Origin of the sequence: Corynebacterium sp. 239_CJEI (genome assembly GCF_001055995.1) — a bacterium.
In the GTDB taxonomy this organism is placed as follows: domain Bacteria; phylum Actinomycetota; class Actinomycetes; order Mycobacteriales; family Mycobacteriaceae; genus Corynebacterium; species Corynebacterium jeikeium_D.
This window is the reverse complement of sequence record NZ_JVOW01000011.1, coordinates 1-15,299: the sequence shown is the minus strand read 5'-3', so window position 1 is coordinate 15,299 and position 15,299 is coordinate 1. Positions and strand designations below refer to the sequence as shown.

Annotated in this window: 14 protein-coding genes and 1 tRNA gene; 4 read left to right on the top strand and 11 right to left on the bottom strand. The window is 58.6% G+C overall.

Annotation, left to right across the window (positions count from 1 at the left end):
- Nucleotides 1–123: 123 nt before the first annotated feature.
- Together pepN and ADB08_RS03760 are read left to right on the top strand one after the other, a co-directional pair.
- Entirely contained in the window at nt 124–2,826 is a 2,703-nt protein-coding gene (pepN, locus tag ADB08_RS03765; RefSeq protein ID WP_049170984.1) for an aminopeptidase N, read from the top strand.
- A gap of 67 nt (nt 2,827–2,893) precedes the next feature.
- Nucleotides 2,894–3,292, top strand: a complete 399-nt coding sequence (locus tag ADB08_RS03760; RefSeq protein ID WP_038628076.1) for a globin — start codon at nt 2,894–2,896, stop codon at nt 3,290–3,292.
- Between the two features lie 36 nt (nt 3,293–3,328).
- Here ADB08_RS03760 and ADB08_RS03755 read toward each other — a convergent pair whose 3' ends face one another.
- The 5 genes from ADB08_RS03755 to ADB08_RS03735 all read right to left on the bottom strand — a co-directional run bounded on the left by ADB08_RS03755 (nt 3,329) and on the right by ADB08_RS03735 (nt 9,615).
- Nucleotides 3,329–4,132, bottom strand: a complete 804-nt coding sequence (locus ADB08_RS03755) for a hypothetical protein (RefSeq protein WP_048734886.1) — start codon at nt 4,130–4,132, stop codon at nt 3,329–3,331.
- A gap of 6 nt (nt 4,133–4,138) precedes the next feature.
- Complete coding sequence (locus ADB08_RS03750; protein WP_048734885.1) at nt 4,139–4,582, bottom strand: acyl-CoA thioesterase; 444 nt, start codon at nt 4,580–4,582, stop codon at nt 4,139–4,141.
- Nucleotides 4,583–4,718: 136 nt separating this feature from the next.
- Nucleotides 4,719–6,389 (bottom strand): energy-dependent translational throttle protein EttA, encoded by a 1,671-nt coding sequence (gene ettA / locus ADB08_RS03745; protein WP_016422285.1) that lies wholly within the window; start codon nt 6,387–6,389, stop codon nt 4,719–4,721.
- Nucleotides 6,390–6,674: 285 nt separating this feature from the next.
- Complete coding sequence (locus ADB08_RS03740; RefSeq protein ID WP_049170979.1) at nt 6,675–7,235, bottom strand: single-stranded DNA-binding protein; 561 nt, start codon at nt 7,233–7,235, stop codon at nt 6,675–6,677.
- Between the two features lie 232 nt (nt 7,236–7,467).
- Nucleotides 7,468–9,615 (bottom strand): cytochrome c oxidase assembly protein, encoded by a 2,148-nt coding sequence (locus ADB08_RS03735; protein WP_049170976.1) that lies wholly within the window; start codon nt 9,613–9,615, stop codon nt 7,468–7,470.
- An 86-nt stretch (nt 9,616–9,701) separates the two neighbouring features.
- On the opposite strand from ADB08_RS03735, the gene ADB08_RS03730 reads away from it, so the two are divergent.
- Nucleotides 9,702–9,774 (top strand) — tRNA-Arg (locus ADB08_RS03730).
- Nucleotides 9,775–9,979: 205 nt separating this feature from the next.
- On the opposite strand, the gene ADB08_RS03725 is transcribed toward ADB08_RS03730, so the two are convergent.
- From ADB08_RS03725 to ADB08_RS03700, 6 genes are all read right to left on the bottom strand, one after another.
- Nucleotides 9,980–10,333, bottom strand: coding sequence for a hypothetical protein (locus ADB08_RS03725; RefSeq protein WP_049170973.1), 354 nt, complete (start codon nt 10,331–10,333; stop codon nt 9,980–9,982).
- Between the two features lie 6 nt (nt 10,334–10,339).
- Nucleotides 10,340–10,744: a hypothetical protein gene (locus ADB08_RS03720; protein WP_049170971.1), complete on the bottom strand. Its 405-nt coding sequence runs from the start codon at nt 10,742–10,744 to the stop codon at nt 10,340–10,342.
- The gene (locus ADB08_RS03715; RefSeq protein WP_049170968.1) at nt 10,728–11,102 is read right to left on the bottom strand and encodes a phage holin; all 375 of its coding nucleotides are present in this window, start codon (nt 11,100–11,102) and stop codon (nt 10,728–10,730) included. Before ADB08_RS03715 ends, ADB08_RS03720 begins: the two co-directional genes overlap by 17 nt.
- 79 nt (nt 11,103–11,181) lie before the next feature.
- The gene (locus ADB08_RS03710; protein WP_049170965.1) at nt 11,182–12,078 is read right to left on the bottom strand and encodes a hypothetical protein; all 897 of its coding nucleotides are present in this window, start codon (nt 12,076–12,078) and stop codon (nt 11,182–11,184) included.
- The gene (locus ADB08_RS11145) at nt 12,075–13,313 is read right to left on the bottom strand and encodes a peptidoglycan DD-metalloendopeptidase family protein (RefSeq protein ID WP_053087305.1); all 1,239 of its coding nucleotides are present in this window, start codon (nt 13,311–13,313) and stop codon (nt 12,075–12,077) included. The genes ADB08_RS03710 and ADB08_RS11145 overlap by 4 nt, the downstream gene beginning before the upstream one ends.
- A gap of 45 nt (nt 13,314–13,358) precedes the next feature.
- Nucleotides 13,359–13,718: a hypothetical protein gene (locus ADB08_RS03700; RefSeq protein ID WP_049170962.1), complete on the bottom strand. Its 360-nt coding sequence runs from the start codon at nt 13,716–13,718 to the stop codon at nt 13,359–13,361.
- Nucleotides 13,719–13,963: 245 nt separating this feature from the next.
- Between ADB08_RS03700 and ADB08_RS03695 the strand changes: the two genes are divergently transcribed.
- The gene (locus tag ADB08_RS03695; protein WP_011273191.1) at nt 13,964–15,175 is read left to right on the top strand and encodes an IS110 family transposase; all 1,212 of its coding nucleotides are present in this window, start codon (nt 13,964–13,966) and stop codon (nt 15,173–15,175) included.
- The last annotated feature ends 124 nt before the right edge of the window (nt 15,176–15,299 follow it).

Genomic DNA, 15,299 nt, shown 5'->3' with positions numbered 1-15,299 from the left:
GTCCTCCTAAAGCATTGATTGACTTATCAACGACTATAGGGCGGAATTTTTTGGCTCGCATTCATGCATTCCGCGCATAATCGGAGTCTGACTCCAATCCGGGGTCGTGGTTACACTTGTCGCATGACTTCCACGAACCTAACCAGGACCGAAGCCGCCGACCGTGCGGCCATGCTCGAGGTGTCCCACTACGACATCTCTCTCGACCTCACTACCGCACCTGTTGGCGCGCCGCACAGCGCACCAACATTCGCTTCCAAGACCACAATTTCTCTGACGGCGAAGCGCGCTGGTTCCACCTTTATTGACCTGCGTGATGCGGTTGTTAAGAGTGTGACCATCGACGGTGTCGATGCCACGGAGGCCGCTCGTTATGCCAGCGAGACCGGTATTAACGTGGACCTGACCGAAGGCGACCACACCGTCGTTATCGACGCGGACTGCCGTTACACCAACAACGGCCAGGGCATTCACCGGTTCCAGGATCCTGCCGACGGCGAAACATACCTGTACTCGCAGTTTGAAACTGCCGATGCCAAGCGCGTGTTCGCCTGCTTTGACCAGCCGGATTTGAAGGCGACGTACTCAATCCACGTCGTGGCACCGAAGGGTTGGAAGGTTGTTTCCAACTCGGTGGCCAAGACCGGCGCCACCACCGATGTCCACGGCAATGAGGCCGATACCTTCGACTTCTCGGTGGATGTTCCGCTGTCGACGTATCTCGTCGCAGTCTGTGCGGGCCCGTGGCACGAGGTCACTGACTCGTGGACCGGCACTGTCGCACCGCACCCGGAGACCCCTGCCGAGCACCAGCCGGATGGCGAGCTGACCATTCCGCTGGGGCTCTACTGCCGCCAGTCCATCGCCGAGTACCTCGATGCCGACACCTTGTTCAAGGAAACCAAGGAAGGCTTCGACTTCTACGCCAAGCATTTCGGTGAGCCCTACCCGTTCGGTAAGTACGACCAGATCTTCTGCCCGGAGTACAACATGGGCGCGATGGAAAACGCCGGCTGTGTGACCATCCGCGACGAGTACGTCTTCCGCTCCAAGCCCACTCACTACCTCTACGAACGCCGCAACGACACCATCCTGCACGAGATGGCTCACATGTGGTTCGGTGATTTGGTCACCATGCAGTGGTGGGATGACCTCTGGCTCAATGAGTCCTTCGCCACCTGGTCGGCCGCCGCCGCTCAGGTCGAAGTTTCCGATTACAGCCACGCCTGGACCACCTTCGCCAACGTAGAGAAGGCCTGGGCCTACAAGCAGGATCAGCTACCGTCGACGCACCCGATTGCCGCCGATGCCAGCGACATTGACACCGTCGAGCAGAACTTCGACGGCATCACCTACGCCAAGGGCGCATCCACGCTCAAACAGCTGGCCGCCTACGTTGGTCAGGATGCTTTCCTCGCCGGTGCCCGCCTTCACTTTGCCCGCCACCGCTTTGGCAACGCCACCTTCGCGGACCTTTTGGAGGCGCTCTCCGAGGCCTCGGGACGCGATCTGTCCGGCTGGGCCGATCAGTGGCTGACCACCACCGGCATCACCACTTTGGCACCGGAGTTCCAGCAAGAGGACGGCAAGTACACTTCCTTCGCAGTCACGCAGGAAGGTGCCGAGCCGGGTGCTGGTGAACTCCGTGACCACCGAGTCGCCGTGGGCATCTACAACCTGCGCGGCACCGGATCGGATGCCGTACTCGAGCGCACCAAGCGCGTGGAAATCGACGTCCGTGGTGCACGCACCGAAGTCCCAGAGCTGGTCGACACCCCAGTCGGCGATGTCGTGCTGGTTAACGACGACGACCTCACCTACAGCATGATCCGCTTGGACGAAGGCTCGCTTGCCACCGTCATCGACAACATCGGCGCCTTCACCGATTCAATGGCACGCACACTGTGCTGGTCCGCTACCTGGCAGATGGTTCGCGCAGGCCAGATGCGCGCTCGCGACTTCGTCAACCTGGTGCTCCGCGGCATCCCGGGCGAGGACAAGCTCTCCGTCTTGGAGCGCGTCATCGCTCAGGCGGTCAGCGCCGTCAACGTCTACGCCGATCCACAGTGGGCTGATTCCACCGGCCGCGACCTGCTGGCTCAGGGCCTGTTGGACTACGCGAAGAAGGAAACCGACGCCGACCGCGCCCTGGTTTTCGTTAACGCTTTGACCACCGTGGGCTCGTCGAATAGCGACGTCGTTGACGCACTGCGCGCCATCTACACTGGCGACGCAGACAAGGCTGGTTTCCCAGCTGTCACGGTAGACACCGACATGCAGTGGCGCGCCCTGAAGCCGCTGGTTTCCGCCGGTCTCGAGGGCGAGGAAGCCATCGCAAAGCTTGAAAAGACCGACAACTCGGCACTCGGTGCGCAGGCCGCCATCGCCTGCCGCGCCTCCGTGCCGACGCTCGCCAACAAGTCCCGCGTCTGGGCAGAGGCGACGGTCTCCGGCAACGATGCCCCGTCGAACCTTGTCATTCGCCACTTGCTGGCCGGCTTCAACGCGCCGGGCTCGGGTGAGGTGCTCGCACAGGCGCTTGACGACGACTCCCGCGCCACCATCAACGCGGAGCAGTCGGCGACCTCGCTGTCGGAGCACTTCTTCGCCGTTGCCAACAGCTGGTGGAAGCAGTTCTCCTCCGAGACGGCACAGACGCTGCTCGAGGGCTTCTACCCAACCTGGGAGATCAGCGATGATGCAATTGCAGCCGCTCAACGTCTGCTCGACAGCGACGAGACTGCATCGCCGGTCAAGCGCATCATCTCTGAGCAGCAGTTCCTGGTGAAGCTCGCTCTTCGTGCCCGCGAGTTCGACGCGAAGTAACAAGTGATTTCGGCCGGCACTTTGGCCGTTATCGTTTTCGTGGCATCAAGTCGATAGACTTGGTGCCATGACAACTTCTCAGACGCTCTTTGACTCCGTCGGCGGCGAGGATGTCTTCAATCGCATCGTCCATGGCTTTTACACGCGTATGCGTTCCGATGACCTCATCGGCCCGATGTACCCCAGCGATGACTGGGAGGGCGCCGAGGATCGACTCCGCATGTTCCTCGTCCAGTACTGGGGCGGGCCGCGTTCGTACAGCGAACAGCGTGGTCATCCGCGCCTGCGCATGCGCCACATGCCGTTTTCCATCGGCGAAGCCGAACGCGACCGCTGGCTGGAGATCATGAGCGCCTCACTCGCAGACATTTCCGATGAAGAGCTCCCCCGCCCCCAGCGCGAAGCCATGTGGAACCACATGGTGCAGGTCGCTGACATGCTCATTAACCGCTTCGACGCGCAGTAGGAATTAGGCTCCTGCCCCGCTAGTTCAGCAGCCCCGCTAGTTCAGCAGCGGCAGCACGCCAAAGGACTCGAGCGTAAAGATCGAGCCAAACCGTCCATCCAGCCGGTGCCACCGTCCCTTCGTGGACACGCGCACCGGCTCTTTTTCATCCGGTTGCTCTGGAATGAAGCCCATCGCACACAGCGCAAACACATCCCGCATGGTCACGTCGACAACGCTTTTCGACGTCTCCTGCGACTGCCCCTCCCCTGAGTCAACGGCGGCTTCACCGGCCTCTCCGCTGACAGTGAGAACCTTCTGATCCAGCAGAGATGGCGGCATACCCATGGGGCCGGAAGATTCCACAGCGACCGCGCGCCCCTGCTTCTCGAGAGTCCGGAAAGCAGTGGCCGGAACATAGTCGACAACCTGCCATCCTTCCGGAACTGGCAAGAATCCCGGCCAGGAGGACGCCGACTGCGCATGCACCCGATACGGCAGCGCGGTGAGCGAAGCTTCTTTGTCCTCCGCATTGTCGGATGATTTTGCCTGCGCAAAGGCACGCACTGCGATGTCTTTAATCTCCGCGGCAGTGACGATGATGTCGTCGGGAAGCGCGTGTAGCGCAATTGTGCGCATGGCGAGCGGGCCGATCGGGGTCTTCACCCATACCTGTGACATTGCTGGCGCAGCGGTGGGCTCGGGCGATGAACTGATACCGGCGGCGGCGGTCTTTCGTGCGCGGATGCGAAGCAACGTGTTCTCGTCGAGGGCGTAGGCCTTATGGGCTAGGACGCCCAGGTTCTTCAGGGCATCGGGAGTGCCGAAGGTCAGCTCGGCAGCGGGATGAGAAGTGGTCACGGCGAATTACTTGTCCTGGTCTTCCTTGTTGTCTTCGATTGCGGGAGCTGCAAAACGCTCCAGTTCACGGCGGGCAGACGGGGAGAGCTCGACTGCCTTCGCAGTCTTGAGATCAAACATCACCATCACGGTTTCGAGCACAGCCACGATGTGACCATGCTGGTCGGAGATAGTCTGGCGGAGTGTGAAAGAGGTGCGACCGAAGTTGATGATCTCGGTCTCAACCACAACTTCCTGGGTGTCCGGCAAGATAGCGCGGACGTAGTCAATCTCCAGGCGACGCACCACTGCCGCAGGCATACCTGCCCCGCCGCCGAGGCCGCGCATCACAAAGTCGAGACGAGCCTGCTGGGCGTATTCCAGGAATGCGGTGTTGTTAGCGTGACCATACTGATCAAAATCAGACCAGCGGATAGCGACGTTGGTACGAAATGGTGCTGATTCAGTCATACCCAGAACTATAGGCGTTTTCTGGAGCTACGAACCTGCAAATAACGCGAAAGCCCGGGACCTGTGCACTGGTGCGAGCCAGTCCACACGGTTCCGGGCGTTGCCGTTGGCAAAGATCAGATTCGCGGGAAACTGATTAGCGGGTCAGGCGACGGTGAGTGACACGCGACGGGCGTGCAGCCTCCTCGCCGTAACGCTCAATCTTGTTCTTCTCGTAGCCCTCGAAGTTGCCTTCGAACCAGAACCACTTGCCCTCTTCGAAGTTGCCTTCCCATGCGAGGATGTGGGTACAGGTGCGGTCCAGGAACCAACGGTCGTGGGAAATGACCACGGCACAGCCCGGGAAGTTCTGCAGTGCGTTTTCCAGCGAAGACAGGGTTTCGACGTCAAGGTCGTTAGTCGGCTCATCCAGGAGGATAAGGTTTCCTCCCTGCTTGAGGGTCAGCGCGAGGTTCAGACGGTTGCGCTCACCACCGGAGAGAACCTTCGACGGCTTCTGCTGATCCGCGCCCTTGAAACCGAAAGCAGATAGGTATGCACGAGACGGCATCTCGTTCTGGCCGACCACGATGTAGTCGAGACCATCAGAGACAACCTCCCAAACGGTCTTTTCCGGATCGATGTTTTCACGGCCCTGGTCAACGTAGCTGAGCTGAACAGTCTGACCGACCTTGACCTCACCGGAATCCGGCTGCTCCAGCCCCACGATGGTCTTAAACAGGGTGGACTTACCAACACCGTTCGGGCCAATCACACCGACGATGCCGTTACGCGGCAGGGTGAACGACAGATCCTTGATCAGGACGCGGCCATCAAAGCCCTTCTCCAGGTCCTTGACCTCAACAACCTGGTTACCCAGGCGCGGCGGGGTCGGAATCTGAATTTCTTCGAAGTCGAGCTTCTTGTACTGCTCGGCTTCCTCCACCATCTGCTCGTAGCGCTCCAGACGGGCCTTGTTCTTGGCCTGGCGAGCCTTCTGCCCCGAGCGGACCCACGCCAGCTCATCCTTCAGGCGCTTCTGCAGCTTGGCGTCCTTCTTACCTGCAACCTCAAGGCGCTCAGCCTTCTTCTCCAGGTAAGTCGAGTAATTGCCCTCGTACGGGTAGAGCTTGCCGCGGTCGACCTCACAAATCCAGCCAGCGACGTGATCCAGGAAGTAACGGTCGTGAGTCACGGCCAGGACAGCGCCCGGGTACTTAGCCAGGTGCTGCTCGAGCCACAGCACAGACTCGGCGTCCAGGTGGTTAGTCGGCTCGTCGAGAAGCAGCAGGTCCGGCTCGGAGAGCAGCAGCTTTGCCAGTGCTACACGACGACGCTCACCACCGGAGAGGTGAGTAACCGGCTCGTCCGCCGGCGGGCAGCGAAGCGCATCCATTGCCTGCTCAATCTTGGAATCCAGCTCCCAAGCATCAGCGGCGTCGAGCTCCTCCTGGAGCTTGCCCATTTCTTCCATGAGCTCGTCGGTGTAATTGGTGGCCATCTCCTCGGCGATGGCTTCAAAACGAGCCTTCTTCTCGAAGATGTCGCCGAGGCCCTCCTCGACGTTGCCGCGAACGGTCTTCTCCTCATTCAGCGGAGGCTCCTGCAGCAGGATGCCGACAGTGGCGCCCGGCTCCAGGAAAGCTTCACCGTTACTCGGCTGATCAAGGCCAGCCATAATCTTCAGAATCGACGACTTACCTGCGCCGTTCGGACCGACCACGCCGATCTTTGCGCCCGGGTAAAACGCCATGGTGACGTTGTCGAGAATAACCTTATCGCCGTGCGCCTTGCGCACGTTTTTCATCTGGTAGATGAACTCACCCATGGTGGAATTTCGTCCCCTCGTAGAAAGGAAATAAGCAATCCCTGTAGAGGTTACGCATAGGAACCAAAAGGCACAATCTACATGGGCGTACCCGCAATCCTTTCCCACCAAAATCTCTGCCAGGCTCCTAGCAAAACTAGCTGCGAGATAACGCTGCCGAATCGTATGCGATCCCTCCCCTTTCTCAGCAGCGTCACCTCACGTGCAGTAATTACCCCTCCCCTCTTTCCGCTCTTTCAGCGGCTCCCCCTCATTCCGCTCTACAACGATGTACTGGCTCCTGGGTTAGAACGGCGCACTGACTCCTGCATCAGCCATTTCTCGCTGCTCCGAACTAGCTGCACCTGTGTTCCCCGCCTCACCAGCGCCGCCCGTACTAGCAGTGAAGGTGCGCACGGCCCCGGCCTGAGACGCAACTGTCTCAGTAACCGAAGCTTCCGAATCCCCAGTCGATGACTCACCAAGACCAGTCGGCGACTCATGCGGCTTCTCAGTCATAGTCTTCACCGTTGCCAGGTGACGGCGCAGATTCGGACCTACCGCCTTAGCAATGATCTTCTGGCGCTGATGCTTCGTACCATCATCGCCCTCCCAGCGATCCGTACGAACGTGACCGTGGACAATGACGGCTTGGCCCTTCCACACCGTGTTATTCACGTTCTCGGCGAGCTTGCCCCAACATTCAACATCAAAATATGACGTCTCCGACTGCTCCCAACCATTCTCCCCCTTCCATGACTTGCTGGATGCCACAGAAAACTTGCAGACCTTTGCCCCAGAATTGGTATTTCGATTTTCCACATGATGGACCACATTGCCCACCACGGTAATAACTGCCTCAGACATCGGGCTCCTCCCCCAAAGAAAGCGTTTACCTACTGCGGCCGAATAATTCGAAGGTGTCTCATTCGTGCCGTGCCAATTACTTTTCCGGCTTCGAGAAACAAATGAAAGAGGTACATAAAAAGCCTGTGGATAAGTTTGTCGAAAAGACAACTATCCACAGGCTACGTATGAAGTTGAGGGGCGAAGTCGCGGCAATCCTCGTCGTCAAGCATGCAAAATCAGCTTAACGACGCTACCTTCCGCGCCTCTTCGAGGCATCAATCGGATTATCCATGTGCACCGGATGCTGCGCGTCAACCTCCGAGGTGTAGTAATCGCGCTCATCCTCGCCGCCAACACCGACCTGCTGGCTCATGCGAGCGAGCATTTCGTTGTAAGCGGCCAACTCCTCATCATTGTTGCGGTCCGCGACGCGGTCGTAGCGGGCTGCATCCTTTTCATCGGAACGCCGCCACTGTACAAACAGCGCAACGGTGACGATGTAGAGCGGAACCTCACCGGCAGCCCACGCGACGGCACCACCAACGTTCTGATCTTCCAGGAGATTCACTGCCCAAGGGAGATCCAGGCTGGCGTAGTAGGTCTCGGCAAGCACCTGCTGCGACTGCATCAGCGAAATACCGAACCAAGCGTGGAACGGCAACGACCCCATCAGCGTGACCAGCTTGACCGACGGCTCAATCTGCTGTGGTGCAGCATCGACACCGATAATGACCCAGTAGAAGATGTAACCGGAGATCAAGAAGTGGATGTTCATGAACACGTGGCCCGCGTGCTCATCAGCCAGGAAGTCGTAAATCGGTGTCATGTAGAGCAGGTAAAAGCCCGCGACGAACTGCACCGTTGCCACAACCGGGTGCGTGAGGAAACGCGACACCGGGTTGTTGATGAAGACCACCAGCCACTCACGAATACCAGGCAGACCATCGCGGCCGGCCGGCTTCAGCGCACGCAGCGCGAGCGTAACTGGGCCGCCCAGGACCAGCATGACCGGAATGCCCATGGAGTAAAGCATGTGGGCGATCATGTGAACCGAGAACAGAGCCGGCATGTACACGCCCAGCGCGCTGCACGAAGTAAACAGCAGCGTGGCACAGCCGGCGAGCCACCACAGGGTGTTGGACAGCGGCCAGGTACCGCCGCGCTTCTTCAGCAAGTAGAGCCAGTACAAGTAAATCCACGCGGCAATGATGGCGGCAGAGCCGAAGAAGATGTCAAAGCGCCACTGCGTGAACATGGCCTCCCAACCGAATGGGATCTCCAGGTTGTAACCTAGCTTGACCTGCATCTGCGTAATCGACGGCAGGCCCTCACCGCCGGCCTGCTCAGAGAAATTCGGTGGCGGCGGAGTACGGCCCAGAGCTACGGCAACGCCGATTGTCAGCGCCATGATGATGACCTCGACAATGGCCAGACGCCAGAATGGACGATTCGACTGAGCGCGCTCAATCTCCGGAATGGTGATCTTGCGGTGCACATAGCCGCATAGGCCCAGCAAGATAGTGAGAACGGCCTTGACCAGCACCATGATGCCGTAGTTGTTGCTGACCAGGTCAGACCAGTCAATGTTGATGGCTGCGTTAATGAAGCCGGAGGCAGACATGGCGATGAAAGCCACCAACGCCACGAAAGAATAGCGCTTCACTACCTCTGGCATCCATTCACCGCGACGACGCGCGTGGCCAACCAGCGCCATCAAACCGCCGACCCAAAACACAGTGAAGGTCAAGTGCCAGATGTAGGAGTTAGTGCCGTAGTCATGGGCACCACCGGAGGCATTGTGGCTTACAACCGCCAGCGGCATCATCGACACCAAGCTGATGGCGAAGAACACCGGCTGCCAAATCCACTTACGAGTCAGCGATGAACCAAGCGCCACAATGCCCGCAAAAATAGCTACCCACAGCCACGCCAAGCCCTCCTTGGTCTGCTCCAACGACACAGCCCAGTTACTCAGCTGAATCGTCGTCGACAGCGGCTGGCCCGACACATCGGAGAGCACCAGCGGAATCTCCATCAGCGCCATGAGGCCCCAGCCGAGCATGGCCCACATACCCGTGCGGGATGCCGTGTAGCCGTCGAGGCCCAAAGTGCCGTCGGCACGCTGCTTCGTACCGAAAGCGGCGAGCATAAACGAACCGACACCGAGGCAGGCGAGCAGCTCACCGGCCGCCTTCGCGAACGGGAACCCGAAGGTGGTGATTGTGCCGGGATCGGGAATACCCAACGTGGCGCGCGAATCCATGTTGAACGCCATCGAGAGCAAACCAGCTAGAACGCCGCCGATAAGTACAAAAACAACGTACCAACCAGCAGATTTACGGACTTTCTTATCCTTGCTAACAGGCGGAGAGGTCTCGGCCTTGGTCGTGGCAGTCATAGCCCTAAGCTTAGCGACCAAAGTCCCTAGAACAGAACCGGTTGTGATTGGCTACATTAGAGACGCTACAATGCTTTTCTTAGCTAGCCTCCATAGCTCAGTGGACAGAGCAGTCGGCTTCTACCCGATTGGTCGAGGGTTCGAATCCTTCTGGGGGCGCTTTTCTACCCCCGTCTTGAACTGGTGTTTTCCGTGTTCGGGCGGGGGTTTACCCTACTCAACTACCCCCGCTAATACAGCCGGATACAGCCCCAAACAGTGCCGTATGTCGTGGAAATGTCGTGCCGTTTCCGGGCATGAAAAAGGTGCCCCCACCGGCCAACTGTTCGGGATTTCCGAACAGCTCAAGCCAGCAGGGGCAAACCTAATCAATGCTTTTAATCGCTTCCTCAATTTCCTCTATCGTCTGCTGCACATCAGGCGGTGGGGGTTTTGCTCCCGCGCCTATCCAGATGGCGATTTCGTGGAGTGCGTCTAGGCTGCGTTTTAACGACCTCGTTAAATCCCAGGCGTGGTTTTCCCACCGGATACGCAACCCTCGTTCGGCGTCGAACTCCGTGCGGAGTTCTTTCATGCTTTTTTCGAGGTCGGTGACGCGCTGCATTAAATCGTCTGTGAATACGCCTTGCTTGTCGCTTTTCTTGCCTGCCCAGCCGCCGTATGCGGTGACTGCGGTGCCTGCGAGGGCGAGTAGCCCAACGATGATCGTGGGGTCCATGCGGGGCTACTCCTCCGTTTCATGTCGACTCCGGGTGTTGCGTCCCATGACAGGGCTTGTGGCCATCGCTGCGAGGGCGAGGAAGGCGTAGTTTTTGCCACTCACCCACATTCTGCTGCCTGCGTGTATGCCTTCGTAGATGTAGGCGGTTGCCCAGGCGAGTAGGAGCCAGGTGGTGATGATGAGCCCTACGATTCTCGCCCACCTGCCTATCGTCCGGTGCCTGCATACGGTGCCGAGCGTCAGCACGGTGGCGGTGGCTATCCAGACGAGGAAAATATGCTGCCCGGGTACTAGGCGCGCTACTGGGTCAAGTTGGCTAGGGGTTGTGCCCCAGTAGGCTGCTGCTGCGAGCCATGCCCATGCTGCCCAGAATGCGGAGAGGACGCGGGGGTTAGTGATGATTTTCATCGACGCGATGCTCACCTACGTACTCACCGGGGTTAGTGGTCGCTGCAGCGGTTCCCAGGCCGAGAACCGGGGCGATGACCGCTAGTAGCGCGTCCATCTGCACTTCGCTTCCCCAGCCGAGGTACACGCCGAGGACACCGAGCGCTGCTGCGAGGCCGTAGACGGCTTGGCGCCATGGTGTGTCAGAGTGCAGGAGGGCGAAGATGAGGGTGACGGTGGCGATGGCCACGCCGGTGATGGCTGGTGCTGCGGTGTCGTCCAGGACACCCCAAGATACGAGCGCTGCTACGAGAGCGGACGCTACCGCGTACCAGCTGGCGCGAGCGGACGCTGGGACAAGATTGCGAATGGTTTCCATGATTGTGCCTCCTAAACGGCATAGAAAAATGCCCACGCCGGTCGGCGCAGGCAAAAGAAAAGCACCCCGGGCGGGGTGCCTAGTCGGTGGTTTCTGGTGGAAGGTCGTTCGTGTAGTAGAACGTGGACAGGGTCATGCGGTTCGACCCGGTTTCCTTCACCACAGCCAAAACATCATCCAGCGCTACGCGGAATGACAAAATCCCAGATCGGCTATTCAGATGAATTGCGGCCGGGTCCAGCTCCTCAGGAAACTTCGCTCTGGCGTATAGCCTCACAGAGGCGAAGGAAACACTGTCGCCGGAGAATGCTGACACCTTCGGGAAATGCGGGAGTTGCAGCCCGTCTAACGCGCGCAGCGTACCTTCGATGTCAGCAGTAACAAGGATGTCGATGTTTACTCGGCCTGCGTGCTGCACTACTGATGGTGTCGCACCTGTGCTCCATATTGGGTCGAGGTCGTCTCCTGGCCCGTCGAGCCAGGCTAGGTTTACGGGCGTGAAGTGTGCTCGTAGTTCTGCGAGCTGGGTTTTGAGCTCTGTGGGGTCGAACGGCTTCGGGTCCGGCTTGCCCTCCAGTACCGTCACGCGGTTGCCTAGGTCGCGGGTCGCGTCCTCCAGCGGGGCGAGGTCAACAGCCGGGGTGTTCTCCAACGCTTCAACCCGCTTCGCGAGTTCCGCCCACACGGTTTCCTGAAACTCATCCGCCTGCCATTCCAACAGGTCGAGCAGGTCATGCTCGCCCTCAGCCGGGATAGTGACCTGCCAGTCTTTTGACCAGCACCCCGCGTTCACACGCACCCGCATAGCCCCCGGCAACAGGTTCTCAACACGAGCCTTGCCGTCACGAATCTTTACCTCCACCGCAGACGGCACAATGTCAGGGTCGCCCAAAACCAGCCGCTCCAGACTAAACCGCAGCGTGCCCTCCGGGCGCGAACCGTCCAAGTTCACAAGGTCAACAAAAACAGTAGTCACTTCTTACCTTCTTTCAGCAGCGCCAGAATCTCCGCGTTCTGCTTCTCAATGCGCTCTGTAGCAGCAAGAACCTGGTCAATCTGATGACGGCCTTCATACACGCCACGGTCGATGTACATGATGTAATCAGCCAGCGGTGCAACATGCTTAGAGCCTGCAACATGCGACTTACACGGAGTATCCAGCGTCATCGGAGCCTTCGGAGCCGGTGCCGGCGGGATAGACACAGCCGGGGCTGATTTACCCTCATTGATTTCCTTTGCCCGCTTCAGAACCACGTCATACGGGAAGTGATAGCCGGGATCCCAATGTGTGGTGTTGCCCCATACCTGCGCTTCCAGGTGACCGGCGACACCGTGCTTGCCTGCGCCGAGTTCCTGGCGTGAGAGCTTCACTAGTGGGATGCCGTATTTCTTCGACCAGTGCGCGATGACGCGGGCGACGCCCTCGAGCATTTTCGGTTGTGCTAGCCATTGCTCGCGGGTCATTTTCGCCTGCGCCACGCAGCTGACGTGTAGGGCGATGTCGTTGCCCTTATTGCCCGTTGACCACGTTTGCCAATCATCCGTATTAGCGAGCGTGATTTTGCCAGACGCATCAACAAGGCGATGATACGACCCCGTGCGCGTGCGCACCTGGTAGTCCAGGATTGCCTGCGAGGACGTGCCCGGAGTGTTCTCCGTAGTGTGAACGATGATGATTTTCTTCGGCAGGGGCGTTGACCTACCAAAGGTGATGAGATGGTGTTTGTCGATGTCGACGGCGTTGTCTGACATGGTTTCCTCCTTTTTTGCGGTGGTTGTGTTGAGCCACGTAGCTGTTGCCAGCCAAGTGGCGGGATTTTCGTGTTTCCCGCCGATACGCCCCGGCGAACCCCACACTTCGAAGTGCAGGTGTGGGCCGGTGGATTGGCCTTCGTTGCCGACGCGGGCTATGAGTTGCCCGGCTTTAACTCGGTCTCCTTTGCGGACGAGGATGTCTGCGTGCCGCATGTGCCCGTAGATGAAGTCCTTGCCGCATTCTTTTTGTGAGTCTTGCCAGACCCAGTTTCCGAACCCGGTGACGCTGCCTGGTGCCCGGTCGCGTCCCTCGATGATTACCCCATCTGCGACTGCGTAGATCGGTGTACCTAGGGGCGCTGCGTAGTCTTGGCCGTTGTGGTGAGTACCCCAGCGTGGCCCATAGCCGGAGCTGAGGGTGCCGGTTCCTTCGGCTAGTGGGTGGTAGCGTGCCATGCTGTTTCCTCCCTTTTTGGGTATGAAAAAAGCCCCGCTCGGGGGCTAGGTGGTTGGTTCCGGTTCCCAAATCGCCTTATAGAAATAGGCATTTTTGCGGCGACTGAGACCGTAGTCATGCAGGCTCCCAGCCATATCCAGAAACACGCGTGTTCCCGTGCGGTGGTCTGCCCAGGACTTACATTGCAGTTTCTCGGAACTGCCTTCGCCCATCACCCAAATGTCTTCTGCAACGTTTCGGGTGAAGAACCCCGCCACAGCAGACTTCCCCGGCTCTTCCTTGAAGGTGATGCGGTTCTGAATGTTTGATGTGTCATCGATGACATAGGGGCCTCCGAGTAGTTGCCATTCTTTGATGGTTCGGCTTGGCCATATTTTTTTGGTGCCGACGGTCACTGTTTTCACTAGCCCGTTACCTTGTGAGTGTCCCCGATAATGGGGATAGTCGCTGGTCCGGTATGGCTTACCTGCCCTGTAGTTTCCATAATCCGGGGGGTGTTGCCGCCGGGTGCCAGGACTTTCGATGACAGCTGATAGGGACACGGCCAGTTTTAAACTAGGTCTCTTTGTAACGTGGGTGCTTGCAACGAAGGTCATGACACCAGCGACTGGAACAACGCCATACCCATCTCGTTTTCTAGGAGCTCATCATGTCTCCGGAGCATTCCATCGACATATTCCTTGGGTTAGACGTCGGCAAATCTGAACACCACGCCTGCGCCTTAGACCGTGATGGCAACAAGGTCTTCGACAAACCGTTGCCTCAACTCGAATCCGAACTAGCAGGCGTTTTTCACCAGCTTCAGAAGCTTGGCACCGTGCTCGTGATCGTCGACCAACCCAACACCATCGGCGCACTACCGATTGCTGTAGCCCGGGACTGCGGTTGCGAAGTCGGATACCTGCCAGGTCTTGCGATGCGCAAAGCTGCAGATCTCTATCCGGGACGTGCAAAAACAGACAAACGCGACGCATTCATCATCGCCGACACCGCCCGCACAATGCCCCACACGCTACGTGCCGTCGACCGCAATGATGAGGTACTCTCCGCCCTAAAGATGCTGTCCGGCTTCGATGATGACATCGCCCGCGATTGCACTCGCACTGTCAATCGGCTTCGCAGTGTCCTCACCCAGATCTACCCCAGCCTGGAACGAGTTTTTGCTGGTAGCACCCTGACTCGCACGCCGATCCTGGAATTATTGATCCATTACAAGGGACCGCAGGGGCTAAAAAGAGCCGGATACCAACGAGTGTTGAACTGGATGATCAAGCGCACACGTAAAGACCCCACCCCGCTGGTAGACGACATTTTTACAGCGCTGAAAGCTCAAACAGTCACCGTGCCTGGAAGCGATGCCGCCGAGTTAGTAATTCCTCAACTGGCTGCAAACATCCAGGCCCTCAAAGAGCAACGAAACACCATTGCTGAGCAGGTTGAAGAGATGCTCGCTGATTTCCCTCTTTGTGAGGTCTTGATGAGTATGCCCGGAGTCGGCATCAAGACCGCAGCGCAGATCCTTCTTGCGATCGGTGATGGCTCCGACTTCGCTAGTGCTGGCCACTTAGCTGCTTATGCTGGAATAGCACCCGTGACTAGACGATCCGGTTCGTCGATCAGAGGTGAATTCCCGGCACGGTCAGGCAATAAACGACTGAAAAACGCCTTGTTCTACTCCGCATTCGCAGTTATCCGCAGCCACGAACCGTCACGGCGGTATTACGAACGCAAACGCGCTGAAGGAAAACGCCACAACGCAGCAGTCATCTGCCTGGCACGACGCCGATGCAATGTCATCTACGCGATGCTGAAAAACAAGGAGTTCTTCCGCGAAATCCCGCCACGCCCCGTCGCCGCATAAAGCCCCAAAGACGAAGCCGACCAGCACACGCTGGCCGGCTCCTAGGCACGCCTAAGAAACTACTCCCAAGACTGTGCTCGTCAACATCGGTCTGGCACTTGACAAAAACATAGGGACACCCCCC